The 25,583-nt window shown below is 67.1% G+C and carries 22 protein-coding genes and 1 tRNA gene; 10 read left to right on the top strand and 13 right to left on the bottom strand.

The features are described from left to right. Window positions 1-48: 48 nt before the first annotated feature. The 5 genes from TS85_RS06760 to TS85_RS06740 form a co-directional block, all read right to left on the bottom strand. Window positions 49-1,413: a cryptochrome/photolyase family protein gene (locus TS85_RS06760; protein ID WP_044331207.1), complete on the bottom strand. Its 1,365-nt coding sequence runs from the start codon at window positions 1,411-1,413 to the stop codon at window positions 49-51. Between the two features lie 54 nt (window positions 1,414-1,467). After that, a complete protein-coding gene (locus TS85_RS06755; RefSeq protein ID WP_044331206.1) occupies window positions 1,468-1,863 on the bottom strand; it encodes a GxxExxY protein in 396 nt (131 codons plus the stop codon). Between the two features lie 61 nt (window positions 1,864-1,924). Further along, window positions 1,925-2,953: a 2-oxoacid:ferredoxin oxidoreductase subunit beta gene (locus TS85_RS06750; RefSeq protein ID WP_044331205.1), complete on the bottom strand. Its 1,029-nt coding sequence runs from the start codon at window positions 2,951-2,953 to the stop codon at window positions 1,925-1,927. A 136-nt stretch (window positions 2,954-3,089) separates the two neighbouring features. Next, window positions 3,090-5,033 (bottom strand): 2-oxoacid:acceptor oxidoreductase subunit alpha, encoded by a 1,944-nt coding sequence (locus TS85_RS06745; RefSeq protein ID WP_044331204.1) that lies wholly within the window; start codon window positions 5,031-5,033, stop codon window positions 3,090-3,092. Window positions 5,034-5,112: 79 nt separating this feature from the next. Continuing rightward, entirely contained in the window at window positions 5,113-6,027 is a 915-nt protein-coding gene (locus tag TS85_RS06740; RefSeq protein ID WP_044331203.1) for a histone deacetylase family protein, read from the bottom strand. A gap of 53 nt (window positions 6,028-6,080) precedes the next feature. Here TS85_RS06740 and TS85_RS06735 point away from each other — a divergent pair, with 53 nt between their 5' ends. From TS85_RS06735 to TS85_RS24030, 8 genes are all read left to right on the top strand, one after another. Further along, window positions 6,081-6,560: an RNA pyrophosphohydrolase gene (locus TS85_RS06735; RefSeq protein WP_044331202.1), complete on the top strand. Its 480-nt coding sequence runs from the start codon at window positions 6,081-6,083 to the stop codon at window positions 6,558-6,560. Between the two features lie 43 nt (window positions 6,561-6,603). Continuing rightward, window positions 6,604-7,491 carry a DUF481 domain-containing protein gene (locus TS85_RS06730; protein ID WP_044331201.1) on the top strand — a complete coding sequence of 296 codons (888 nt, stop codon included), beginning with the start codon at window positions 6,604-6,606 and terminating at the stop codon, window positions 7,489-7,491. A 464-nt stretch (window positions 7,492-7,955) separates the two neighbouring features. Further along, window positions 7,956-9,164 (top strand): hydrolase, encoded by a 1,209-nt coding sequence (locus TS85_RS06725; protein WP_077228501.1) that lies wholly within the window; start codon window positions 7,956-7,958, stop codon window positions 9,162-9,164. Further along, window positions 9,161-10,174, top strand: a complete 1,014-nt coding sequence (locus TS85_RS06720; RefSeq protein ID WP_044331200.1) for an arginine N-succinyltransferase — start codon at window positions 9,161-9,163, stop codon at window positions 10,172-10,174. The genes TS85_RS06725 and TS85_RS06720 overlap by 4 nt, the downstream gene beginning before the upstream one ends. Further along, window positions 10,174-11,421: an N-succinylarginine dihydrolase gene (locus tag TS85_RS06715; protein WP_044331198.1), complete on the top strand. Its 1,248-nt coding sequence runs from the start codon at window positions 10,174-10,176 to the stop codon at window positions 11,419-11,421. The genes TS85_RS06720 and TS85_RS06715 overlap by 1 nt, the downstream gene beginning before the upstream one ends. Window positions 11,422-11,530: 109 nt before the next feature. Next, window positions 11,531-11,983 (top strand): hypothetical protein, encoded by a 453-nt coding sequence (locus TS85_RS06710; protein WP_155006326.1) that lies wholly within the window; start codon window positions 11,531-11,533, stop codon window positions 11,981-11,983. A 128-nt stretch (window positions 11,984-12,111) separates the two neighbouring features. Beyond that, window positions 12,112-12,321 (top strand): hypothetical protein, encoded by a 210-nt coding sequence (locus TS85_RS06705; protein WP_044331195.1) that lies wholly within the window; start codon window positions 12,112-12,114, stop codon window positions 12,319-12,321. Window positions 12,322-12,388: 67 nt separating this feature from the next. After that, window positions 12,389-13,708, top strand: a complete 1,320-nt coding sequence (locus TS85_RS24030) for a sensor histidine kinase (protein WP_155006325.1) — start codon at window positions 12,389-12,391, stop codon at window positions 13,706-13,708. 72 nt (window positions 13,709-13,780) lie between these two features. Here TS85_RS24030 and TS85_RS06695 read toward each other — a convergent pair. After that, window positions 13,781-13,857 (bottom strand) — tRNA-Arg (locus TS85_RS06695). Window positions 13,858-13,938: 81 nt separating this feature from the next. Between TS85_RS06695 and TS85_RS06690 the strand changes: the two genes are divergently transcribed. Then, window positions 13,939-14,430: a hypothetical protein gene (locus TS85_RS06690; RefSeq protein ID WP_044331194.1), complete on the top strand. Its 492-nt coding sequence runs from the start codon at window positions 13,939-13,941 to the stop codon at window positions 14,428-14,430. Between the two features lie 25 nt (window positions 14,431-14,455). Here TS85_RS06690 and TS85_RS06685 read toward each other — a convergent pair whose 3' ends face one another. The 5 genes from TS85_RS06685 to TS85_RS06665 all read right to left on the bottom strand — a co-directional run bounded on the left by TS85_RS06685 (window position 14,456) and on the right by TS85_RS06665 (window position 20,326). After that, on the bottom strand, window positions 14,456-16,708 hold the full coding sequence (locus TS85_RS06685) for a spermidine synthase (RefSeq protein WP_044331193.1): 2,253 nt from the start codon (window positions 16,706-16,708) through the stop codon (window positions 14,456-14,458). 89 nt (window positions 16,709-16,797) lie between these two features. After that, a complete protein-coding gene (locus TS85_RS06680; RefSeq protein ID WP_044331192.1) occupies window positions 16,798-17,334 on the bottom strand; it encodes a GNAT family N-acetyltransferase in 537 nt (178 codons plus the stop codon). Beyond that, complete coding sequence (locus TS85_RS06675) at window positions 17,331-17,870, bottom strand: GNAT family N-acetyltransferase (RefSeq protein WP_044331191.1); 540 nt, start codon at window positions 17,868-17,870, stop codon at window positions 17,331-17,333. Before TS85_RS06675 ends, TS85_RS06680 begins: the two co-directional genes overlap by 4 nt. An 11-nt stretch (window positions 17,871-17,881) precedes the next feature. Further along, complete coding sequence (hemB, locus tag TS85_RS06670; protein ID WP_044331190.1) at window positions 17,882-18,868, bottom strand: porphobilinogen synthase; 987 nt, start codon at window positions 18,866-18,868, stop codon at window positions 17,882-17,884. An 18-nt stretch (window positions 18,869-18,886) separates the two neighbouring features. Next, the gene (locus TS85_RS06665; RefSeq protein WP_044331188.1) at window positions 18,887-20,326 is read right to left on the bottom strand and encodes an MATE family efflux transporter; all 1,440 of its coding nucleotides are present in this window, start codon (window positions 20,324-20,326) and stop codon (window positions 18,887-18,889) included. Window positions 20,327-20,422: 96 nt separating this feature from the next. Here TS85_RS06665 and TS85_RS06660 point away from each other — a divergent pair, with 96 nt between their 5' ends. Further along, window positions 20,423-21,298 (top strand): diacylglycerol/lipid kinase family protein, encoded by an 876-nt coding sequence (locus TS85_RS06660; RefSeq protein ID WP_044331187.1) that lies wholly within the window; start codon window positions 20,423-20,425, stop codon window positions 21,296-21,298. A gap of 159 nt (window positions 21,299-21,457) precedes the next feature. Here TS85_RS06660 and TS85_RS06655 read toward each other — a convergent pair whose 3' ends face one another. Next, on the bottom strand, window positions 21,458-22,504 hold the full coding sequence (locus tag TS85_RS06655; RefSeq protein ID WP_044331185.1) for a choice-of-anchor A family protein: 1,047 nt from the start codon (window positions 22,502-22,504) through the stop codon (window positions 21,458-21,460). An 84-nt stretch (window positions 22,505-22,588) separates the two neighbouring features. After that, window positions 22,589-25,519: a valine--tRNA ligase gene (locus tag TS85_RS06650; protein WP_044331184.1), complete on the bottom strand. Its 2,931-nt coding sequence runs from the start codon at window positions 25,517-25,519 to the stop codon at window positions 22,589-22,591. Between the last annotated feature and the right edge of the window lie 64 nt (window positions 25,520-25,583).

The following is a 25,583-nucleotide window of genomic DNA, read 5'->3' as shown; positions in this document are numbered from 1 at the left end:
TCAGGTAATAGCGCCACAGCGCAACACCCTTCGTGTCGCGCGCGGTGGTCAGCCGATCGAGCGTACGGCAGCCAGCGCGCGCTCGCGTGCCTCACGGTGGCCGATGATCTTGGCGGGATAGCCGCGCGGACGGCACCCGGCGGCGTCGGGATCGTGGATCGCCGTGTCGGACAGCCCGGCAAGCTCGGGCACCCAGCGCCGGATATAGCCCGCGGCGTCGAATTTCTCCGACTGGCTCAGCGGCGCCATGATCCGCACGAACAGGTTCGAATCGATCCCCGTCCCGCTCGTCCACTGCCAGTTGACGGCGTTCGATCCGTAATCGGCATCGACCAGCGTGTCCCAGAACCAGCGCTCGCCCTCGCGCCAGTCGATCAGCAGATGCTTGATCAGGAAGCTCGCGGCGATCATCCGCACGCGATTGTGCATCCACCCGGTCGCCCAGAGCTGGCGCATCCCGGCATCGACGATCGGGTAGCCGGTGCGGCCCTGCTGCCACGCCTTGAGCTCGCTCGGGCTCGATCGCCACGGCAGCGCGTCGAACCGGTCGCGGGCGTTGCGTGCGGCATAGTCCGGAAATTGCAGGATGACGTTCTGCGCATAGTCCCGCCACCCCAGCTCGCCGAGAAAGGTCTCGACCGACCCGCCGGCGTCGGCGACGCAGTGCCAGACGGTCGCGGGCGACACTTCGCCGAAGTGCAGATGCGGCGACAGGCGCGAGCTGCCCTCGATCGACGGCAGGTTGCGCTGCTCGTCATAGCGAGAGGCGTGGTCGACGAACGCGGCGACCCGTTCCCGCGCCCCGCCCTCGCCCGGAGTCCAGTCGTCGAACCCGCTTGCCCAGTTCGGGCGGGTCGGCAGCAGGTTCCAATCGGCAAGCGCATCCGACTGCGGCCACTGCGCAGGGCCCGGGATCGCGTCGGGAGCGGCAACGGGCACCGCAGGCGGCATGCGCTCGCGCAACGCGCGCCAGAAGGGCGTGAAGATCTTGTACGGCGTGCCCCCGCCCGTCGTCACGCTTCCGGGCGGCGCGAGGTAATTCCCGTCATGGCACACCAGCTCGATCCGCTTCGCCACGGCGCGCTCAGCATTGCGCCACCAGGGCTCATAGTGGCGAATGGCATGGACACGCCGCGCGCCGGTCTCCGCCGCCAGCTCCGCCAGCACCGCGTCCGCCCGCCCCCGCCGCAGGATCAGCCGCGACCCCTTTTCACGCAGCGCGGCGTCGAGGCGGGTCAGGCTATGGTGCAACCACCATCGCGACGCAGCACCCATGCGGCGGTGCTTGGGCGTCTCGTCGTCCAGCACATACACCGGCACCACCGGCCCCTCGCCGACGGCAGCGACCAGCGCCGCCTGATAGGAGAGACGGAGGTCGCGGCGGAACCAGAGCAGGGTGGGTGGCGATTCCATCTCAGAAGAAGTTTTTGGTTCGCGCAAAGACGCAAAGGCGCAAAGAGGTGCGGGTCATTCGGCAGGCCTGTAGTTGTTGGCAAGCCGCCGCACACCCTGTTTGAAGGTCGGCGCGCCGAAATTCATTAGCAGTCCAAGCGGCAGATTCATCAGACGCAGATAGGTCAGGAGCTGCTTGGCATGAACCGGCGCGTGCGCTTCCGTCGATTTGAGTTCGATCAGCAGCCGCCCTTCGACCAGCAAATCGACTCGAAACCCTTCCTGCAAGGTGACGCCATCGAACAGGATCGGGATCGGCTTCTGCCGATCTACTGCCAATCCTCGCGCCGCAAGACTGTGCGCCATACAGGCTTCGTAAACCGATTCGAGAAGCCCGGGGCCTAGCGCCTCGTGAAGCTTGAAGCCGCAATCGACTGCAATGCGCGCAAGGGCTTCCACGTCGCGGGTCAATGCCCCTCCTCTTTGCGCCTTTGCGTCTTTGCGCGAAAAATCTCTTCTTCTTCGCCAAACCTCACATCGAATGCGGCTGCTTGTCCACCATCCAGGTCTGCCCCGTCGCGACCAGCTTTTGCAGGTCCGGCGTCTTGCCCTCGCTGACCGCCTTGTTCTGCGCGACCACCGCGCTTTCGAACGTCGGCGCCGGATCGTCATACAGCACGCCCAGCGCCATCGGGAACGGCCCGAACGGCATCTCCACCAGCAGATGCGCGATCGTCCGGTTGGTCACGTCATGCACCAGCACGCCCGAAACATCGCCGTCCACGACGTCGACCACCTTCAGCGCCAGCCGCTCGATATCCAGCGCCAGCCCCTTGGTGCCGCCCGCGAAGAGCAACGGCTTGCCATGCTCGACCCACATCTGGTTCGCGACCGCATTGGGCTTGGCGGTGAAGGGTTCGAACACCTCGTCGTTATAGACGATGCAGTTCTGGAAAATCTCGACGAACGCCGCGCCCTGATGCGCGTGCGCGGCCTTGAGCACGCTCGGCAGGTTCTTGTGGATGTCGATCCCACGCGCGACGAAGCGCCCGCCCGAACCCAGCGCGAACGCGCACGGCTTGGCCGGGTGATCGACCGACCCGAACGGCGTCGAGGGGCTGCGCGTCCCCTCGCGGCTGGTCGGCGAGTACTGGCCCTTGGTCAGCCCGTAAATCTCGTTGTTGAACAGCAGCATCTGGCAGTTCAGGTTCCGCCGCAACAGGTGCATCGTGTGGTTGCCACCGATCGACAGCGCGTCGCCGTCGCCGGTGATGATCCACACGTCGAGTTCCGGATTGGCGAGTTTCACCCCCGTCGCCACCGCCGGCGCGCGGCCATGGATGGTGTGGAAGCCATAGGTTTCCATGTAGTACGGAAAGCGCGACGAACAGCCGATGCCGCTGACGAACACCGTATTCTCGGGCGTGCCGCCGATCTCGGGCATCGTGCGCTGCATAGCCTTCAGGATCGCATAGTCGCCGCAACCGGGGCACCAGCGGACTTCCTGATCGGTTTCCCAGTCCTTGGGGGTGCTGGGGCGGATGGTGGTGAGTTCGTTCATCGGGTTCTTACCTTCTGCCCCTCTCCCCTTGTGGGAGAGGGAAGGGTGAGGGGGACGGACATGGGGGCCAATTCCCCCTCACCCTTCCCACCGCTTCGCGGCGGGCCCCTTCCCTCTCCCACAAGGGGAGAGGGAGTTAAGGATTCACAGCCTCCAGGCTGGGCAGTTGCGTTGCGTCCGCGCCGAGGTCCTCGGCCCCCGCACCGCCCAGATGGCGGACGATCGCGGCTTCGATTTCGGCGATGGTGAAGGGCTGGCCCGACACCTTGTTGAGCGGCTTGGCATCGACGAGATACTGGTCGCGCAGCACCGTCTTGAGCTGGCCGGTGTTCATTTCGGGAACGAGGATATGCTCATAACCCTTTAACAGTGAGCCTAAATTCTCCGGCATCGGCCAGATGTGGCGGATATGGACATGCGCCACGTCGAGCCCCCTTGCCCGCGCGCGGCGCACGGCGGTCGCGATCGGGCCATAGGTCGATCCCCAGCCGACCACGACCAGCTTGCCGCGATCGTTACCGCACTCGACGATCTGGTCCGCTATGGCGATGTTCGCCACTTTGTCGCGGCGAATATCGGTCATCGCCTGGTGGTTGGCGGGCGAATAATCGAGGTTGCCGGTCCCTTGCGCCTTCTCGATCCCGCCGATGCGGTGGAGCAGGCCGGGCGTGCCCGGCTTGACCCAGGGCCGCTTGAGCTTCTCGTCGCGGGCATAGGGCAGGAATTTCTCGCCCTCGGCCGGAAGCTCGGTGTGGAACTCGACCGGAAACGGCGTGTAGGTGCTCATGTCGGGCACCTTCCACGGCTCGGCGGCATTGGCGATATAGCCGTCGGTCAGGATCATCACCGGCGTCATATACTGGACCGCGATCCGCACCGCCTCGATCGCCACGTCGAAGCAATCGGCGGCGGAGCGCGCGGCGATCACCGGCATCGGCGCGTCGCCGTTGCGGCCATAGACTGCCTGGTAGAGGTCCGACTGCTCGGTCTTGGTCGGCAGCCCGGTGGAGGGGCCGCCACGCTGCGAGTTGACGATCACCAGCGGCAGCTCGGTCATGATCGCCAGCCCCATCGCCTCGCCCTTCAGCGCGATGCCGGGGCCGGAGGAGGAGGTGACCCCGAGCGACCCGGCATAAGACGCGCCGATCGCCGATGCGATCGCGGCAATCTCGTCCTCGGCCTGGAAGGTCGTGACCCCATATTCCTTGAAGCGCGACAGATTGTGCAGGATCGCCGAGGCCGGGGTGATCGGATAGCCGCCGAAGAACATCTTCAGCCCCGCCAACTGTGCCCCCGCGACCAGCCCCAGCGAGATCGAGTCCGCCCCCGTGACGGTGCGGTACAGCCCCGCCTCGGCGGGCACAGCGGAGACGTGGCGCTGCGAAATCCCCATCGCGCCCAGCTCGGCGGTCTCGCCATAGGCGTGCCCCGCGTTCAGCGCCGCGATATTGGCATCGGCCAGTTCGGGCTTCTTCGCGAACTTGGCCTTCAGCCAGTCGACGATCGGCTGGCGATCACGGTCGAACATCCACAGCGCCAGCCCCAGCGTCCACATGTTCTTGCAGCGGAGCGCATCCTTGTTGCCCAGCCCGAACGGCTTCACCGCATCGACGGTAAGCTGCGAGATGTTGAGCCGGAGCAGCTGCCACTTGCCCAGGCTGCCGTCGTCGAGCGGATTGGCGGCGTACTTCGCCTTGTCGAGGTTGCGCTTCCCGAACTCGCCTTCGTCGGCGATGATCAGCCCACCGGGCTTGAGCGCCTCGACATTGGTCTTGAGCGCCGCCGGGTTCATCGCGACGAGCACGTCGGGCTGGTCGCCCGCAGTCTCGATATCGGTCGAACCGAAATTGATCTGGAAGGCGGAGACGCCGAACAAGGTCCCCTGCGGCGCGCGGATCTCGGCGGGAAAGTCAGGGAAGGTCGCCAGGTCGTTGCCCGCCAGCGCCGTCGACAGCGTGAACTGCCCCCCGGTCAACTGCATCCCGTCCCCGGAATCGCCGGCGAAGCGGACGACGATCGCCTCTGGCGAAGGTTGGGCCGATGCCTCTGCGGGCGTGACCTGATGCGCGGCAGTTGCCATGGCCGGGATTCCTGCAATCAATCAATCGTTGGCGCGGGTCTACGCCCGGTGTTCGCCGGACCCAAGGTAGAAAATCCCCCTATCGCTGCAACGGTTGCTTTGCCGTTGCTTCGCCAAGCGCAAGGATCGACGCGACATGGCGGCGCGAAACCTCCAGCGCGTCGATGCCATAACCGCCGCCCAGCGCACTGGCCAAGGGCACGCCGCGCGCAGCCATTTGCCCGCCGATCCAGCGATCCCGCGCGACCAGCCCGTCATGGCTGAGCCCCAGCCGCCCCAGCCGATCCCCGGCGAGCGGATCGACTCCGGCCTGATACAGCACCAGATCGGGCGCGAACCCGTCCAGCAACGGGACGAGCGTGTCGGCAAGCGTCTCCAGATACTCCGCATCGCCGGTGCCGTCAGCCAGCGCGACATCGACAGTCGAGCGCGCCTTGCGCACCGGGAAATTCTTCTCGGCATGGATCGAATAGGTCGCGATGTCCGCCCGCCCGGCGGTCAGCGCGGCGGTGCCGTCGCCCTGATGCACGTCGCAATCGACGATCAGCACCCGCCGCGCTGTGCCCTCTTCGGTCAGCCGCACCGCCGCCACCGCCAGATCGTTGAACACGCAGAACCCCGCGCCGGTATCGGCCAGCGCGTGGTGGCTGCCCCCCGCGGTATTCGCCGCGAACCCCAGTTCGAGCGCCAGCCGCGCCGCGAGATAGGTCCCGCCGGGCACCATCGCCGCGCGCCGCGCCACCGCCGCCGTCACGGGAAACCCGATCCGCCGTTCCTTGTGCGGCGGCACCCGCGCCTCGGTCACTTCCGCCACGTACTCGGGGTCGTGCACCGCCTCCAGCCAGTCGCGCGGCATCGCCTCGGGCTCGTGCCATGTCAGCGCGCCGCCCAGCTCCAGGAGAAGGTCGCGGACCAGCCCGTTCTTGTTCCACTGATATTGGCTGCGCGCCGGGGCGGGCGCGACATAGGCGGGATGGTGGACGACCGCGATCATGCACCGCCAACATAGGCATTTCCCTGCCGCTGCGGGAGGGGCATAGGGTCCGCATGACCGACATCGCCTCGCTTCCGTACCGCCCCTGTGCCGGGGTCATGCTCCGTAACCGCGAGGGCCGCGTGTTCGTCGGCCAGCGGCTCGATTCGACGCTGGAGGCGTGGCAGATGCCGCAGGGCGGGATCGATCCCGGCGAAGACCCGCTCGAGGCCGCCTATCGCGAGCTATGGGAGGAGACCGGCGTCGAACGCCGCCTCGTCACCCTTGTCGCAGAGGCGCCCGAAGAGCTGTGGTACGACCTTCCGGACGATCTGGTCGGTAAGGTGTGGAAGGGCAAATGGCGCGGCCAGCGCCAGCGCTGGTTCCTGTTCGACTTTGCAGGGCAGGATGCCGACGTGAACATCGCCACCGCCGAACCCGAGTTCCGCGCCTGGCGCTGGGTCGAGCCGCGCGCGCTTCCCGAGCTGATCGTCCCGTTCAAGCGCGCGCTGTACCGGCAACTGCTCGACGTCTTTGCGGATCATCTCGTCTGATCCGCCCTTATCCTGCCCGATTCCGCTGCGTAACGCTCGGCTTATGCGCGCCCTATTGATCGCCCTGCCCCTCCTGCTCGCCAATGCGGAGGACCCCACGATCCCGCCGACGCTGAAGGCGATGCTGGAGGCGGCGATGGACTCGGGCAGCGAGAGCGACGTCGCGGTCATCGTCAAATATGCGCGCAGCGCGGCGCCGGAAAGCGCCGATCTGGTCGCCAAGCTGGCGACCGACTGGCGGATGGAGCGGCTGGCGAAAACGCAGCGCAAGCTCCGCGAGGCCGATTTCTTCGATCTCGTAAAGGGCCGCGCCGAATTGGCCGCCTATCTCACCAGCGGCAATACCGAAAATACCGGATTCTCGACCAATATCGAGATCCGGCGCGAGGCGCTGGCATGGCGGCACAAGCTGCGGCTCCAGGCGGATTACCAGGAGAGCCTCGGCGTGGTGACGCGCGAACGCTATCTCGCCGCCTATGAGCCCAACTGGAAATTCGACGACCGCGCCTATCTGTACGGCGCGGCGCAATATGAAAGCGACCGGTTCTCGGGCTTTACCGATCGCGTGTCGATCTCGTCCGGCGCCGGCTACAGCGCGATCAAGAACAAGGACGTGAAGCTCGACCTGGAATTGGGGCCCGCATATCGGCTGACGCGGTTCATCGATTCGGAGAATGAGAATAATCTCGCCGCGCGCGGATCGGTCGATTTCAACTGGAAGCTGTCGCGCGGGATCACCGTGACGCAGAACGCCTCCGCCTATGTGCAGGATGCGAACAGCACCGTGTCGTCCAAATCGGCGCTCCAGGCACGGCTGATCGGCCCGCTGTCGGCGCAATTTTCCTATACGATGCAGTATGAAAGCCGCCCGCCGATTGGCCGCGAGATGACCGACACCACGAGCCGCGCGGCTTTGGTCATCGATTTTTAGGGGTGTGAAGCTGGGAGCGGGGGCTTCTCTCGCGGGACCGAATGTCGGAGACGGGTTGGTTAGCGACCTTCCCCTCGCGCGGCCCTTGCACGCTTAATCCGCTTCATCTTTTGTCGTAGGTCGAGAGCCATGATCCACCACGAAACAGCTCCGGCGCCCAAGAGAAAGCCACAAAGCAAGGTGACGCGGTTCCAAGGCGAAACGACACCTTTCAGCAGCTCATTTGCGTAACCGACATAGACGCAGGCAGCAACGAACACCGCGCCCGCAAGGGCCAGCATGAGTTTAGTTCGCGAGATCATCAGTCGCACAATGCCCGCCCACGCCGAAGTCCGCTAGTGGGCACTTCCTGACTCCGCTCCAAAAGCCCCAGTCTGCCCCAATCCCGCAGGTTATGCCGCGCACAACGCCCGATAAGGGCGCCGGGTGTTCACCCCCCGGCTTATCCGCGCTACCACGTCCCGATGACCGCTCTGTCCCCCATCGAACGCGCGGCGATTGATCGCATTGCCGATGCGCCGATCCTTGCCCAGACCGAGGCATGGGTCGCCGTGAACAGCGGCACGCGCAACCTGGCCGGGCTGGCGGCGATGGCCGATCTGTTGGCCGATGCCTTCGCCGTCCTGCCCGGCGCAGTCGCGCTGATCGAGCCGGAACCCGTCGATGCCGTCGCTGCCGATGGCCTGGCCGAACCGATCGGCCATGGCCGCCACCTGCATCTGGCGGTGCGCCCGGAGGCGCCGGTACAACTCCTGCTCACCGGGCACATGGACACGGTGTACGGAGCCGATCATCCGTTCCAGCAGGGCCGCTGGCTGCCCGACGGGACGCTGAACGCCCCCGGCGCGGCGGATATGAAGGGCGGGCTCGCGCTGATGCTGGCGGCCCTCCGTGCAGTCGAGGCGAGCCCGCTGGCGGGCCGGATCGGCTATACGGTGCTGATCAACTCCGACGAGGAGACCGGCTCGCTCTCGTCGCGCGCGCTGATCGAGCGTGTCGCGCGCGGCAAGATCGCGGCGCTGACCTATGAGCCCGCGCTTCCCGACGGGACGCTGGCGGGCGCGCGGGGCGGCACCGGCAATTTCTCGCTCGTCGTGCAGGGCCGCAGCGCGCATGCCGGGCGCAACCCCGACGAGGGGCGCAACGCGCTGGTCGCCGCCGCGGATCTCGCGGTGCGGCTGGCGGCGGCGAAGACGCCGGGGCTGTCGGTGAACCCCGCGCGGATCGATGGCGGCGGGCCGAACAATGTCGTCCCCGACATGGCCGTGCTCCGCATCAATTTCCGCCCGCACGATGCGGATGCCATTGCCGCCGCGCAGGCCGCGCTCGATGCGGCAGCCGCAGCAGTCGCCGCCGACCGTGACGTGCGCGTCACGGTGCATGGCAGCTTCAATCGCCCGCCCAAGCCGATCGACGCCGGCGCCGCGCGGCTTTTCGAACTCGTCCGCAGCGTCGGCGCCGATCTCGGCATCCCGGTGTCGTGGCGAGCGACCGGCGGGGTATGCGACGGCAACAACATCGCCGCGTGCGGCGTGCCCGTGGTCGACACCATGGGCGCCCGCGGCGGCGCCATTCATTCCGTGGAGGAATTTCTGATCCCCGAAAGCCTGCCCGAACGCGCCGCGCTCTCCGCGCTGACCCTCCTGCGAATCGCCGAGAAAGGCACGCTATGAGCTTCGTGATCCGAGCCGCCCGCGACGAGGACCTCCAGCATCTGTACGAGATGGCGAAGCTGACCGGCGGCGGCTTCACCAATTTGCCGCCCGAGCGCGACGCGCTCCGCGCCAAGCTCGCGCGCAGCCACGCGGCCTTTGCCCGGCCCGACGATGGCGGCGAGCATGACGACCTGTTCGTGCTGATCCTGGAAAATGTGAAGACCGGCGAGGTGCGCGGCACCTGCCAGATCTTCACGCGCGTCGGCCAGACCTGGCCCTTTTACAGCTATCGCATCGGCACCGTGACCAAGCACAGCCGCGAACTGGCCCGCACCTTCCGGGCGGAGATACTCAGCCTGGTCAACGATCTGGAGGGCAGCAGCGAAGTCGGCGGGCTGTTCCTCCACCCCGCCGAACGCGCCGGGGGGCTGGGGATGCTGCTCGCGCGCAGCCGCTATCTGTTCATGGCGCGCAACCGCGCGCGCTTCGCCGACCGGGTGCTAGCGGAACTGCGCGGGGTGATCGACGAGGCGGGGGGATCGCCCTTCTGGGACGGCGTCGCGGGACGCTTTTTCGGGATGAACTTCCAGCAGGCGGACGAATTCAACGCGACGCATGGCAACCAGTTCATCGCCGATCTGATGCCCAAACACCCGATCTACACCGCGATGCTCCAGGAAAGCGCACGATCGGTGATCGGCCTGCCGCACCCCTCGGGCCGCGCGGCGATGCGGATGCTGGAGCATGAGGGCTTTGCCTTCGAACATTATATCGACATTTTCGATGGCGGCCCGACCATGACTGCGCGCACCGACCAGGTGCGCACCATCCGCGACGCGCGCACCTGTACGCTGGGGCGGATCGCGGACGAGGGCGTCGATTCGATCATCGCCACCGGCCTGCTCGCCGATTTCCGCGTGACGATGGGTAAATGCGGCGAGGCGGACGGCGCCGTTACCGTCGATCCGATCGCGGCGGCGACACTGGGCATCGGCGAGGGCGCCGAAATCACGCACATCGCCCGCTGATGCTCGAGGAAATCAACTTCGACGGGATCATCGGCCCCAGCCACAACCTCGCAGGGCTGAGCCCGGGCAATCTCGCCGCGACGCGCAACCGCGGGCTGACCTCGCATCCCCGCGCCGCCGCGCTCCAGGGCATCGCCAAGATGCGCGCGAATCTCGCGCTCGGGCTGCGGCAGGGCGTGTTCGTGCCGCTTGCCCGCCCCGACCATCGCTGGCTGGCCCAGCTCGCCACGAGCTATGCCGATGCGCCTCCGCATCTCCAGGCGCAGGCGCTGTCGGCGTCGGCGATGTGGGCAGCCAACGCCGCCACGGTCTCGCCCGCGCCCGATACCGCCGACGGGCGCTGCCACCTCACCGTCGCCAACCTCGCGACGCTGCCGCACCGCAGCCACGAATGGCCGGGCACGCTGGCGCAGCTCCGCCTCGCCTTTGCCGATGCGCAATTTGCAGTCCATGCGCCGGTGCCCCCGCCGTTCGGCGACGAAGGCGCGGCGAACCATATGCGGCTTGCCCCGGCGCACGACGCCCCCGGAGTCGAGGTCTTCGTCTATGGTGTCGGCGGCGGCCCCTTCCCCGCCCGCCAGCACGCAGATGCCAGCCGCGCGATCGCACGCCGCCACGGGCTGGACCCGGCGCGCACCTTGTTCGTCCAGCAATCGGAGGAAGCGATCGCGGCGGGGGCGTTTCACAACGATGTCGTCGCCGTGGCGAACGGCAATGTGCTGTTCGCCCATGAGCACGCCTTTGCCGACCGTGACGGCTTCTACGAGGCGCTGCGCCAGGTGATGCCGCAGCTCGAGATCGTCGAGGTGCCCGCCGCGCAGGTCAGCCTCGCCGACGCCATCGCCTCCTATCTTTTCAATGCGCAGCTCGTGACGCTCGCCGATGGCGGGATGGCGCTGATCCTGCCCAGCGAAGCGCGCGACACGCCCAGCGTGTGGCGCTGGCTGGAACAGCATGTCGCGGGCAACGGCCCGATTCGCCGGCTGGAGGTCGTCGACGTGCGTCAATCGATGGCGAATGGCGGCGGCCCGGCCTGCCTCCGGCTGCGCGTGGTGGCCGATCCGGCGACGATCGACCCGCGATTCCTGGTGGACGTAGAGACGCTCGACCGGCTGGCGGCGCTGGTGGAAGCCCACTGGCCGGAGTCGATCGACGGCAGCGATATCGGAAATCCGAAGCTGATCGCGGAGATCGAGGGCGCGCGCGGGCGGCTCCATGCGGCGCTGAACCTCATTGAACTGCTGTAGGATCGGTTTCTCCGATCCCGATGGCACACATCAGACGCGCCGCCTATAAGGCCGTGTCTGGCGGGGCAATCCGCGCCGCTCCCATCGTTGAAGGAAGCAGGTCGATCGCATGACGCTGATATTCGCATTGATGGCGGCAATCGCGCCCATACAGGCTGGGACACCTGAGTGGATGATGGTTGGACTGACCGACAATGGTGCCGACGGAATCTCGGTAATCTTTGTCGACCGCGCCAGCATTTCGCAGACGCCCGACGAAGCCAGTGCCACGATATCGTTGATAAAAGGCGAGAACGAAATCCGCCCGCGCATGCAGTTCGATTGCAAGGGGTCGCGGTTCCGACTCGTTAGCGCAGGCATGCCCGATGGCATCGAATCGTCCCTGCTGGGCTGGAAAACACTCGGCAGCGAGCCGTCGGGAATGCGCACGGCACTCCAATATGCGTGCTCGGGGGGCACGCTCGACCTCGGCTTCGATCCCTACAAGGGGCCGAGCCCGATGCCGTTTTACAAGCTCTTCATCGCCCTTCGCGCAGAATCCGGCAAGAAGCCGTCGCGATAGGAAAGCCTCGCTACGTGGGTTCAGACCGGCGCACACCGCGCTGTCGGGTTAATTTACAGTTAACCATAGCCGCCATCACGAAAATGGCGGAATGCCGCGCTTGGCCCGCCCTTTGCTAGTCACCGCCCATGCTCACTCGCGCCCGCCGCCTCTTCACGATCAAGTCCAAGTTCGAGGCGTATCTCGTCATTTACGGGCTCGGCACCGGCGCGGTGGAGCGGGGCATGCACTATCTCGAGCAATATCCCGGCTGGGCGGGGCAGATGCTGTTCCTGCTCTGCCCCGTCGCCGTATTCATGGCCGGGGCCAGGATACTGGACAGCTTCGACGTACTGTAATCACCCGCAATTGAACTGAAGGCGCCGGAGCGCTACGGCTCGCTGGCTCGACGCGCGAGCTTGGGGGGTGATCGTGCGGCTGTTTGCGGGGATTTTTTCTACTTTGGCGGCGCAGGCGCTGCTGGCGTCGGTCGTATCCGGCGGGTTGCTGGTCGCGCTGACCTATCAGGGCAAGGCGTTGGAAACCGCCTCGCGCGATCGCGAACGGCTCGACGGGTTCGTCGCGACCGTGGTCGAGGGCGCGCGCGCCGGGCGGCACCTCGATGCGTTCGTCAACGAACTGGACGCGCGCGATTCGCGATTGCGCGGTCGGGTCTCGCTGATCTCGCCGGGCGGACAATGGATTGCGGGCCCGACCGCAACCGGTCCCGCCCGCGCCGAACGTGCCGTCGAACTGAACGGCCACGTTATCGCGCTAGCCCGGATCATCGGCCCGCCCATACTCACCGACAGCGAGCGCCGTTACCTGTCGACACTGTATATCGGGATCGCCGCGGTCGTCCTGGGGCTGTTCGTGGGGCTTCTGGTCGCCGGCTATTTCTTTGCCCGGCGATGGTCGCGACCGCAGATCGAGCTGTTCCGGATCAGCCGCGAAGTGGTGCATGGCGATCATGACGTAACGTTCGACGAGAACGTGCCGGCGGAGACGCTCGCGACGATGCGGAACCTGCGCCGGATCGCGAGCCAGTTCAGCCGGCTGGAGACCGCGCGCCGTACCTGGCTCGTGTCGATCGCCGACGAGCTGAAGCGCCCGACCGAGAATATGGGCGAGCATTTCATCCAGCTTTGCGCGGTCCAGCCCGCCCTCCCCGCTGCGCTGCTCGGCGCGATCGAGGAGGATACCCACCGGCTGATCCACATGGCCGAGGATCTGAGCGCGGTGGCGCTCGCCGATCTGGGCCGGCTTCCGGTGCGCTTCCACCCCGTCGATCCCCGCGCGCTGATCCACAACGCCGTCTATGCCCATCGCAAGCGCGCAGAGGGCCAGGGCGTGCGGCTGGAGACGAGCACGCTGCCCGGATACACGATCCTGGTGAAATGGGACGGCAACCGGATCGAGCAGCTGTTCGGGGCGCTGATCGACAATTCGTTGCGCTACACGCCCCGTAGCGGCCGGATTGTGCTCGGGCTGGAAAGCTCGCGCGACGCGTGGCGGCTGATCATCGACGACAGCGCGCCCGGTATCGACGTCATGCTCGCACAGCGCCTGTTCGAACCCTTTTACCGGAGTTCGGATCGCACCGACGAATCGGCGGCCTCGGGGCTGGGGCTGGCGACGGCGCGGGCGATCGTCGAAGCGCATCATGGCCGGATCGAAGCGAGCAACTCGCCGATCGGGGGTTTGCGCGTCACGGTGGTCCTGCCGGCGAATCCGCCCACAGCCTGAGCGACGGTCGCGGCATAAAACTAGCTGGAAAAACAAACCCCCGCCGAGTCTTGCGACTGCGGCGGGGGATGTTGGTGCGCCCGGAACGATTCGAACGTCCGACCCTCAGATTCGTAGTCTGATGCTCTATCCAGCTGAGCTACGGGCGCCGGGAGACGCGCTGTTAGACGGCGAAATTCGGAAGCGCAACCCCGTTGCGCATAGTTTTCTGCGGGCATAGAGCGATCGTCATGCGCAGCCTCGTGATTTTCGCCGGTATCGCCCTGACGGGCTGCACCCAAAACCCCACGCGATACCCGTCGCTGCTCCCGCGACCGATCGAATCGCAGAGCATGGCGGAACCCGTGCGGACGCCCGCGGTGGCGACACCCGATGCGGCGCTGGAATCGCGGCTGCCCCAGATCCTGGCGGAAGTGGAGACCGCCGACCGGGCCTTCGCAGTCGCCGCTGGAGAGGCCGAGGCGAAAATCGCCGTCGCGCGCGGTCTCCCCGCCGGTTCGGGTCCGTGGCTCGACGCACAGGCGGCGCTCAGCCGGCTCGAGACGCTGCGCGCGCCGACGCTGACGACGCTCTCTGACCTGGAGCGCATGGTGCTCGATCGGGGCCAGGCGGGGTTGCCCGCCTATCCGGCGCTCGATTCGACCGTCGCGAAGGTCGACGCGACGGTTACCGCGCAGGGAGATCGCATCGGCGCGCTCGAAGCCGCGCTCGCCGGAGCCTGAACCCCCGCGCGCGAGGTCGGCCTGGCTATTCCTCCGCGAGCGAAGGATTGAACGCGCGCATCACCGGCACGACCGACGCATAATCGTCGGTCCACCCCGTAAAGCCCGCGCGCGGCGTCAGCGTCCGCCACCCTGGATGGCCCTGGGTCAGCGCGATGAGCGTCGGCAGGCTGCGCGAGAGCGCGATCCAGTCCGATACGCTCGCCTCGTCATGCTTCTCCAGCGCGCTGGGCTCGTAGATCAGCCGCGCAGCGTGCCACCCGCCCTTTTCTGCGGCGGCAGCGACTACCGGCGAAAGCGCGAGGAAGCGATTCGAGATATGGACGAGCAACAGCCCGTTGGGGGCGAGCACCCGGCCATAGGTATCGAATGCCTCGGACGTCATCAAATGCATCGGCACTGCGTCCGAAGAGAAAGCGTCGAGCGCAAGCAGGTCCAGGCTGGCGGCGGGCGCCTCTCCCAGCCGCAGCCGCGCATCGCCGATCGCGATGTCTGCGCCCGGCAGGCATTGGGGCAGGAAGGTAAACGGTCCCGAATCGCGCGACAGCTTCACCACCGCCGGGTCGATCTCGTAGAAGCGCCACTGCTGGCCGGGCCGCGCATAGCAGGCGAGCGTCCCCGAACCGAGCCCGACGACCCCCACGCGCGCTCCGGGGCCGTATAGCCGCGGCAGCGCCAGCATCGCCTGCCCCACGCCCGATCCCGCGACATAATAGGTCGTCGGCAGCCGCGACCGCGCGCCGAGCAACTGGATGCCGTGCAGCGTCGTGCCATGCGCCAGCCGCCGCTCGCTGTCGGTCTCGGTCACGGTATAGACGCCGAAATAGCTCCGCGTGCGGGCATCGGCGATCGACATCTGGATCGAGCGATAGCCCCCGAAAATGAACAGCCCGCCTGCCAGCGCGATCAGGAACGGCACGCGCCGGCCGATTGCGAGGAGCCCGATGATCGCGACCAGCAGGAACGCGATCTGCTCGTGCATCTCGCCCAGCACGCCGCCCGGGTTCGCGATCCCGACCAGCACCACGACCGAAACCGCCAGCGCCACCGCGAGCACCTTGATCCGGTACACCTGCGCCGCGCCGCTCCAAAGCCGCCCAATTGCCGGCAGCAGGAAGGCTTGCGGCACCAACGCCCCCGCCGCGAGAATCAGCAGCGGATATTCATAGGTCCAGTCGAACAGCACCGGCGCGAGCAACCCGGAAAACACCCCGCCCAGCGCGCCCCCCACCGACATGGCGAGATAAAAGCCCGTCAGCCGATCGGGCGCGGGCCGAAGCGCGTACATCCGCCCGTGCAGCGCCACCGATACCAGGAACAACAGCAACAACCCGATCAACGCGTTGACATAGGCCAGCGCCTGATGCCCCGCGATCAGCGTCGCGCCGAACAGCAACAGCGTCACGGGCACGAACTTTGTGAGCACGTCGGGCAACGAGCGGTCGTTCAGGAACGCGACCGAGAAGCTGAGCAGATACAGCCCCAGCGGCAACACCCACAGCATCGGCACCGCGACGATGTCCGTCGTCAGGAAGGTCGTCGTCGCGAGCATCAGGCCAGAGGGGACGAAGGCGAGCAGGATCCAGTGCGCCACCCGCCGCGCGCCCGCTGGCGGGCTGTGGTGAACGATGTGCGGCGTCTCGGCGGCCTTGCGCGGGAGCAACGTCGCGCAGGCAGCGACCAGCACGAAGACCAGCGCATAGCCGCTCGTCCACAACAGGCTCTGTCCTTTCAGCGCGAGCAAGGGCTCGACCACCAGCGGATAGGCGAGCAGCCCGCCAAAGCTGCCGATGTTCGATGCGGCATACAGCGCATAGGGGTCGCGCCCGCCGGTCGCCGCGCTGTACCAGCGCTGGAGCAACGGGGCCTGCGCCGAAATCGCGAAGAACAGCGGTCCGATCGACGCGCCGAACAGCCAGGGCACCCAGAAGGCGGGCTCGGCATTGGCGGGCAGGTCCATCGCGAACAGCCCGATCGGAAGCCACAGCGCCGCGACCGCCAGCACGCCCAGATGGATCGCCGCCTGCATGCGCGGGGGCACCCGCCCCAGCCAATGCGCATAGGCATAACCGCCGAGCAGCAGCGCCTGATAGACCAGCATCGCCGAATTCCACACGGCCGGCGCACCACCCAGCTTGGGCAGCGCCATGCGCGCGACCATCGGCTGGACAAGGAACAGCAGGAACGACCCCGACAGGATCGCCACCACGAACAGCCCGCGCGCGACGTGCGGCGACGCATCGACGCCCCCCTCCACCCGGCTCACTGCGGAAGACATTGCGCAGCGCAAAACGCGCGGAAACGGGCGGGAAAGGACGGTAAATACATCGTTCGGAGGCAAGCAGAATGCCCCCGACAAGTAAAGCGTCAGCCGGACGAAGCCGGGCGCGCTATCCGATAGGTGATGTGCGCGCGCAACGCGGCGATCGCGGCGGGATGGTCGAAATCGTCGTGCGGCGCGCGAACCATGCCGATCCGCTCCATCAGCCCCCAGCTGCGCGTGTTGCCGGGGGTCGTGATCGCCGCGATGCGCGGCACGTCGAGATTCGCCCAGCCCCAGGCGAGGCTCGCCTGCGCCGCCTCTCGGGCATAGCCCCTGCCCCAATGCGCGCGCGCCAGCCGCCAGCCGATTTCGATCTCCCCCTCGATCGGCGTCGCCTCCGCGCCGGGCTTGAGCCCGCAAAAGCCCAGGAACGCGCCATCGTCGCGGCGCTCCACTGCCCAGAAACAATGGCCGATGCTGTCGTACAAGCCATTCTGGCGATCGATCGCGGCATCCGATTCGGCGCGGCTGAGCGGTGGGCCAAGGTGCGCCATCACCTCGGGATCGACGCACATCGCGTGGAACGGCGCGCGGTCGCGATCCTCCCAGCGGCGGAGCAGCAGGCGATCGATCGCGATCATCGGGACGGGCGATCGATGGCGTAGACGATCATCGCGCCGAATGGGTCGTCCACGGCGAAGTCAGGGTGGCGAAAGTCCAGATCGGCGCGGCGCCGCATCCCCAGCCGCTCCATCAGCCCCCAGGAGCGAAAATTCCCGATCGTCGTCCATGCGGCGATGCGCGGACGATGAGTATTGGCCCAGCCCCAGGCGATGCTTGCCTCCGCCGCCTCGCGGGCAATCCCCTGCCCCCAATGCGCCTCGCCGATCCGCCAGCCGATCTCCAGCTCCTCGGGCACCGGCGTCCCCGGATGCCCGCCGATGCGCAGCCCGCACACCCCGGCAAGCTCGCCGGTGGCGGCGATCTCGACTGCCCACATGCAATGGCCGTGGCGTGCCTGTTGCGCCATCTGCGCGTCGAGGATCGCGTCGTGCCGCGCCTGTGGCCTCGGGCCGCCGAAATGCTCCATCATCGCGGGCGTGTTGACCAGCGCGTGGAAGCCGGGCTTGTCCGCCTCGCGCCAGGGGCGCAGCCGCAGGCGTGCAGTCTCGATCATAGCCGCCCCGCTCAGGCGCCCATCAGCCGCGCGGCGAGCGGGGCGTGATAGGTCAGCACCCCCGAGGTGCCGGCGCGCTTGAACGCCATCAGCGTCTCCAGCACCAGCGTGTCGCGGTCGCCCGCGCCGACCGCCGCCGCGGCCTCGATCATCGCATATTCGCCCGACACCTGATACGCAAAAACAGGTACTTCGAACGCATTCTTCACACGCACTATGATGTCGAGATAGGGCAGACCCGGCTTCACCATCACGCTGTCCGCCCCCTCGGCCAGGTCGAGCGCGACTTCGCGCAGCGCCTCCTCGGCATTGGCGGGGTCCATCTGATAGGTCTTCTTGTCGCCCTTGAGCAGCCCGCGCGAGCCCACCGCGTCGCGGAACGGACCGTAAAAGCCGCTCGCATATTTGGCGGCATAGGCCATGATCTGCACGTTGACATGCCCGCCCGCTTCCAGCGCTTCGCGGATCTGGCCGACGCGCCCATCCATCATGTCGCTGGGCGCAACGATGTCCGCCCCCGCCTCTGCCTGGACTAGCGCCTGCCGGGTCAGGATCTCGGACGTGATGTCGTTGAGCACATAGCCCGCGCCATCGACGATCCCGTCATGCCCGTGGCTGGTATAGGGGTCGAGCGCGACATCGGTCAGCACCCCCACTTCGGGCACCGCATCCTTGATCGCGCGGATAGCGCGGCACATCAGATTGTCGGGGTTCACCGCCTCGCGCCCGTCATCGGTGCGCAGCCCCGCCGGCGTGTTGGGGAACAAGGCGATGCACGGGATGCCGAGGTCGCGCGCCTCCCGCGCCCGATCGACGATCCCCGCCAGCGACCAGCGCGACACGCCGGGCAGCGAGGCGATCGGCTCCTCGGCCTCCCCCCCGGTCACGAACAGCGGCCAGATCAGGTCGGCGGGGGTCAGGACATTCTCCGCCACCATCCGCCGGCTCCAGGCGGCGGCGCGGGTGCGGCGAAGGCGAAGCGCGGGATAGTGAGTCATGCCGCGCGAAATGCGCCCTCAGCCATTGGGTTGCAAGCGCCCAGCGGGCTCGCCGCCCGATAGCGCATGTTCCTGCGCCTCACGCGGCCGCATCATCGCGCCCCGCCGCCATCCGCCCCAGCGATAATAGGCCGTAGCCAGCGCCAGCGACGTCAGCGACCCGACCGGGAAGCTCCACCACAGCGCATCGGCGCCGAGCACGGGCTGCATCCCGATCGCAAAGCCGAGCCGCGCCGGATAAAATGCAACGAGCAGGATAGCCAGCGGCACCAGCACCGCGCCATTCGCCCGCACGGTCGCAAACAGCACCATGGTCAGCCCGAACACTGCGAAGTTCCAGGTCGCGATCAACTGGATGTGCCGCGCGATCGGCAAGGCGGCGCTCTCGCCGCCCAGGAACAGCGCCATCACCGGCCGGTCGAACGCCAGCACCGCCCCGACCATCACGCCCGTGATCAGCAGCGTGCAGAGCAGCCCGGCGCGGGTGATCCCGCCGACACGATCCCAAGCGCCGGCACCGATATTCTGCGCCGCCATCGCGCTCACCGCAGCGCCGATCGCCATCGCCGGCATCTGGATATAGGTCCAAAGCTGCTGCGACACGCCATAGGCGGCAACGGTATCCACCCCCAGCCGGTTGACCAGCCCGACCATGGTCAGCCCCCCGAACGACATCACCAGCATCTGCGCGCCCATCGGCAGCCCCTTGCCGACGATCGCACCGATCAACGCGCGTCCGGGCAGCAGATAGCGCAGTTCCTTGCCCGAAAGCCGGATCGGCAGGCGCCGGGCATAGATCGTCGCCAGCAGGCCCAATGCCGCGACATGATTGGCGATCAGCGTCGCGGTCGCCGACCCGGCAATCCCCATCTGCGGCGCCGGCCCCAGCCCCAGGATGAACACCGGGTTGAGCCCGGCATCCAGCGCCACGCTGAGGATCATGAACCACAGCGGCGTCATCGCATCCCCCACGCCGCGCAGCGACATCATCAGCAGCACGAGCAGCATCGACGCGGGCACGCCGAGAAAGGTGACGCGCAGATAGGCCAGCGCCAGCGGCATCGCCTCGGGCGGCGTGGCGAGCACGCGCAGGATCGCCGGCGCGAGGAACCAGCCGAACGCCGCCATCACTATGGCACCCCCTAGTACGAGCCCCGTCGCCGCCCCGAATGCGCGCCTCGCTCCGTCGGGGTCGCCCCGCCCGATGGACTGGCCGATCAACACCGTCGCCGCCATGCCGAACCCGAACACCGCGCCGAAGATCAGGAACATGATGATGTTCGCGTTCGACGTCGCGGCCAGCGCATTCTCGCCCAGGAAACGCCCGACCCAGATCGTGTTGATCGAGCCGTTGAGCGACTGGAGGATATTCGATCCCAGCGTCGGCAGTGCGAAGAGCAGGAGCGTAGGGCCGATCGGCCCGTTGATCAGGTCGTGACGTGGAGTGGGACTCGCCATTGCGCGTTGGACTCTTTCGGATACGGTTGCGCCGCTCGCCGGATCGCCCGGGTCGGGCGAGCGTTAGGCGTTTCCGACGTAGCAAGAAAGCAGACGATGCCCGAAAAACCGGCGGCGATGATCGTCAACACGCGTTCCCGCCACGGACAGGCATGGTTCGAACGCGCCTGTGCCCGCTTCGCCGAGCTGGGGTTCGACGTCGACGCCCACCCGGTCGAGGAGCCGGACCGTCTGGAAGCGACCGTGGACAAGGTGCTGGCGGCGGGTCCAGGGCTGTTGATCCTGGGCGGCGGCGACGGGACGATCAGCGGGCTGGTCGACCGGATCGTGGGCAAGGGCGTGCGGCTGGGCGTGCTGCCGCTGGGCACCGCGAACAGCTTCGCGCGATCGCTCGGCATCCCGCTCGACGTCGACGGCGCGGTCGATACGATCGTCCATGGCCAGCCGCGCCGGATCGACCTGGGCATGATCGGCGACGATTATTTCGCAAACACGGCCGCGATCGGCCTCTCCCCGCAGATCGCCGAGACCGTGCCGCATGCCGCCAAGAAATATTTCGGTCGCGCCGGCTATCTCGCCTGGGCGGCGCTGGAGTTTGCACGGTTCAAGCCGTTCACGCTGATCATCGGCGAAGGGCCCGACGCGAAGCGGATGCGCGCGGTCGAGGTCCGGATCTCGAACGGCCCGTTCCACGGTGGCACCGAACTGGTCGACGAAGCCCGCGTCGACAGCGGCGAGATCGTCGTCCAGGCGGTGAAGGGCCATGTCAAACGGCGGCTGATCCACAATTGGGCCGCTTCTATCCTGAAGCTCGACGCGCGCCACGACGACACCGTCACCTTTAGCGGCCAGTCGCTCCGCGTCGCCACCGAGCCTCCGCTGCCGGTCTCGATCGACGGAGAAGTGCTCGCCCGAACCCCGGTGACCGCGCGGATCGCGGCGGGGGTGATCGAAGTGATGGTGCCCGCGTAAACTCTCAGAGTCTGTTTGCAGATGCGCCTGTCGGCGCATGCGGCACCGGCCCGCTCCCCCACCCGGCCACCCAACGGCAGTATTCTATGGGTGGCCGGGTGGGGGAGCGGGCCGGTGCCGCCTCGAAATTCGCTCTTTCGCGAATTTCCAAACAGACTCTCAGCCCGCGAGGGCCGCCTGCCGCCGCCTGCGCCGGGCATAGAGCAGCCCCAGCGCCCCGACCGCGAACAGCCCCAGTGCCTCTTCAGGGATCGGCGTGGGCGTATCGCCGCCGGGGGGCGTGGTCGGCGGGTAATAGCTGCCGGTATAGGTGCCCATGTGCATCTCGCCATTCTGCACCAGATTGCCGAACACCGCCGAACCCTGGATATAGTTGGACGTGGTCGCGTCGGCGCCAGGCGCCAGCACCGAACCGCCCCATGCCGTGCTCAGGTCCAGCGTCTTGGCATCGGGGAAATTCCAGATGACGTGCTCGCCCAGATTGGACGTGCCGCCGAGGAAATTGTCGTTGAGCGTGATCGCCGTGCCGCTGACGTTGACGATCGCGGTGTCGGCCCCGTTGAGGTTGAACTGGACCTCGCCGATGGAGTCGAGCTGCGCCGCGGTCAGGTTGAACACTGCCACGCCCGATGCGTCGGGCGTGGCGTTGAACGTGGCGCGATTGCCGCTGATCGTGACATTGCTGTTCGCGTCGAGCCCCTTCAGCGTCGCCGACAGGTCGGTCAGGCTGCTGGTCAACAGGCTCTTCTGCTGGTTGAGGTTGGTCAGGAACGCGGGGTCGGACGTGCCGAGCCCGGACTGGACGGTGTTCTGGTTGACGTTGGTGTTGCTGATCGTCCCGCCCACCTGCACCGTCTGCGCCGCGCCGTTCAGGTTGAACCCCGAGCTGACATTGCCGCCGACGATCGCGCCCGATCCGTTGTTGAGGTTCTTGGTGCCGCCCACGACATCGCCGACCACCGTCAGCCCGGGGATGCCGAGCGACGAGGTCGCGGGGGTCCCGATCTGATAGTTGGACGAATTGCCGGTCAGGTCGCCGCCGACGAACGTCCGCCCCTCGACTTCCGACGAGGATTGGAGGTCGCCCAGCACGATCAGGTTCCACTGGCGGAGCGCATCGGTGCTCGTCACCGACTGAGCCCGGGCGGGGACGGCCAGCGCGATCGTAAGCGCGGTGGCGGCGAGCAGGATCGTGAGGTTTCGCATTCCTATCAGATATGCCGATCGGCCTCCCCCGCCGATCGGTTTCTGTGGTTAACAAATTGCATTTTCTGTCTCAATTCGGGCTGGTTAGCCCAGCCGCGCCAGTGCCGCGGCCAACCGCTCGGCCTCGGCTGCCTTTTCGGCATGATCGGCGCGCGCCTTCTCGACCGCCTCGGGCTTCGCGCGCTCGACGAAGCTGGGGTTGTTGAGGCGACCGGCGAGGCCGTCGCGCTCCTTCTCCGCGGCGGCGATCGCCTTGGTCAGGCGGGTGCGTTCGGCGTCGAGATCGATGACGCCGCCGATCGGCAGGACGAAAGTCGCCTCGTCCACGACCAACTGGAGCGCGCCGCCCTCCGGCGCCTCGCCGCTCGCCTGATCGACCCGCGCCAGCCGCCCCAGCGCCGCCGCCTGCCGGACGAGCCGCGCCGAGGTTTCCGCCGAGCCATCGCGGATGTGCAGCGGCAGCCGGGCGCCAGGCGGCACATTGAGTTCGGTCCGCGCGGCGCGGATTTCGCTCACCAGCCGGATCAGCCAGTCGATCTCCTTCGCCGCCTCCGGATCGAGCGCGCGGGCATCCGCCATCGGCCAGTGCGCGACAATCAGTTCATGGTCGCGCGGCCCCATCTTCGACCATAATTCTTCGGTGATGAAGGGCATGAACGGGTGGAGCGTCACCAGGATCTGGTCGAGCACCCAGCCCGCGACGGCACGGGTTTCCTGGGCCTCGGGGCCATCCTCACTCCGTTCGCCCTGAGCCTGTCGAAGGGCCGCCTCCGCATCGGCACTAGCCTGGCCTTCGACAAGCTCAGGCCGAACGGGGGTTGGTCCCTGGATCACCGGCTTGATCAGTTCCAGATACCAGTCGCAGAACCGGCTCCAGGTGAACTGATAGATCGTGTTCGCCGCCTCGTCGAAGCGCAGGTCCGCCAGCGCGAGGTCAAGCGCCTGTACCATCGCGATGGTTTCCGCGATAATCCAGCGGTTCACCGCCAGTTCCGCAGATGGCGCCTCCGGCGTCGCCGACGCGCCGATCCCGTTCGACTGGCAGAAGCGCGCGGCGTTCCACAGCTTGGTCGCGAAATTGCGATAACCCTCGATCCGGCGCTCATCCATCTTGATGTCGCGCCCCTGGCTCTCCATCGCCGCCATGAAAAAGCGCAGCGCATCGGCGCCATATTTGTCGATCAGCCCCAGCGGATTGACGACATTGCCCTTGGACTTGGACATTTTCTGCCCATCGGCGGCGCGGACAAGACCGTGGAGATACAGGGTCTTGAACGGCACTTCCTTCATGAAGTGCAAACCCTGCATCATCATGCGGGCGTCCCAAAAGAACAGGATGTCGAAGCCGGAGATGAGGACATCGTTCGGATAACGGCCGCCCAAAAGCCCTCTCCCCGCTTGCGGGGAGTTCAGGGTCGGCTGTGCCCCCGGCACAGCCTCAACATCGCGGGGCGATGTTGACCCTGAACTGGTTGGGAGAGGGGCAGGTTCGGCTGGCGATTCGCCCGAGAAAGACTCCCCCTCTCCCCGACCCTCTCCCCGCAAGCGGGGAGAGGGAGAAGAATCGGGCCAGCCCAGCGTCGCGAAGGGCCAGAGCGCGGAGGAGAACCAGGTGTCGAGGACGTCGGGGTCCTGCACCAACGCTACGCCCTCGCCCGCCTGCGCCTGCGCGTCGGCCTGGCTCTCGGCGACGTAAATGCTGCCGTCCTCGGCAAACCAAGCCGGAATCCGATGCCCCCACCACAATTGCCGGCTCACGCACCATGGCTGGATGTTCTCCATCCAGTTGAAATAGGTCTTTTCCCAGCTCTTCGGCACGATCTTGGTCGCGCCCGAACGCACCGCCTCGATCGCCGGTTTGGCCAGCGTCGCGGCGTCGACATACCATTGGTCGGTCAGCCACGGCTCGATCACCACGCCCGAGCGGTCGCCATAGGGCGTCTGGATCGTGCGCGGTTCGGCGTCGTGCTCGGCGCCTTCCTTGTCGACCCAGGCGACGAGGAAGCCTTCGTCCTTCAGCCGCTGGACGATCGCCTTGCGCGCCTCGAACCGGTCGAGCCCCAGCAGTTCCGCCGGGATCAGCCCGTCGCTGGTCTGGCAAATCATCGCCTTGGCATCCAGCATGTTCAGCATGTCGCGCGCCTCGATGCCCGCGCGGCGGCCGACTTCGAAGTCGTTGAAGTCGTGCCCCGGCGTGATCTTGACCGCGCCCGAACCCAGTTCGGGATCGGCATGGTCGTCGGTAATGATCGGGATCAGCCGCCCGGTGATCGGCAGGCGCACCCGCTTCCCCACCAGCGCGGCATAGCGTTCGTCGCTGGCGTTCACCGCCACCGCCATGTCGGCCAGCATCGTCTCGGGCCGCGTCGTCGCGACCTGGATAAACCCGCTGCCGTCCTCCAGCGGATAGCGCAGGTGCCAGAAGCTGCCCTTGATCTCGCGCGTCTCGACCTCAAGGTCCGAAATCGCGGTGCCCAGGCCCGGGTCCCAGTTAACCAATCGCTTGTCGCGATAGATCAGCCCCTGCTTGTGCAGTTCGACGAACACCTTGAGGACCGCCTTCGAAAAGCCCTCGTCCATCGTGAAGCGCTCGTTCGCCCAGTCCATCGAGCAGCCGAGCCGGCGGAGTTGCTGCGTGATCTCGCCGCCGCTCTCTTCCTTCCATTCCCACACCTTAGCGACGAATTCCTCGCGGGTGAAGTCGGTGCGCTTCTGCTGGCGCGCGTTTAGCTGGCGCTCGACCACCATCTGCGTCGCGATGCCGGCGTGGTCGGTCCCCACCACCCAGCGCGCATCCTTGCCCTTCAGCCGGGCGTGGCGGACCAGGATATCCTGCAACGTATTGTCGAGCGCATGGCCGATATGCAGGCTGCCCGTCACGTTGGGCGGCGGATTGACCAGGGTCCACGGATCGGCGCCGGGGCGCTCGGGGGCGAACAGCCCAGTGCTTTCCCAATGGGCGTACCAGCGGGATTCGATTTCGGCGGGGTCGAAGGTCTTGGGGAGTTCGGTCATGCGCGGCTCTTAGCGGCGCGCGCGGGCTTCGCACAAGCGGCGGCCTTAAAACTCCCCTCCCGCT

The sequence above is a fragment of the Sphingomonas hengshuiensis genome, from assembly GCF_000935025.1.
In the GTDB taxonomy this organism is placed as follows: domain Bacteria; phylum Pseudomonadota; class Alphaproteobacteria; order Sphingomonadales; family Sphingomonadaceae; genus Sphingomonas; species Sphingomonas hengshuiensis.
This window is presented reverse-complemented; position numbering and strand designations above follow the sequence as displayed.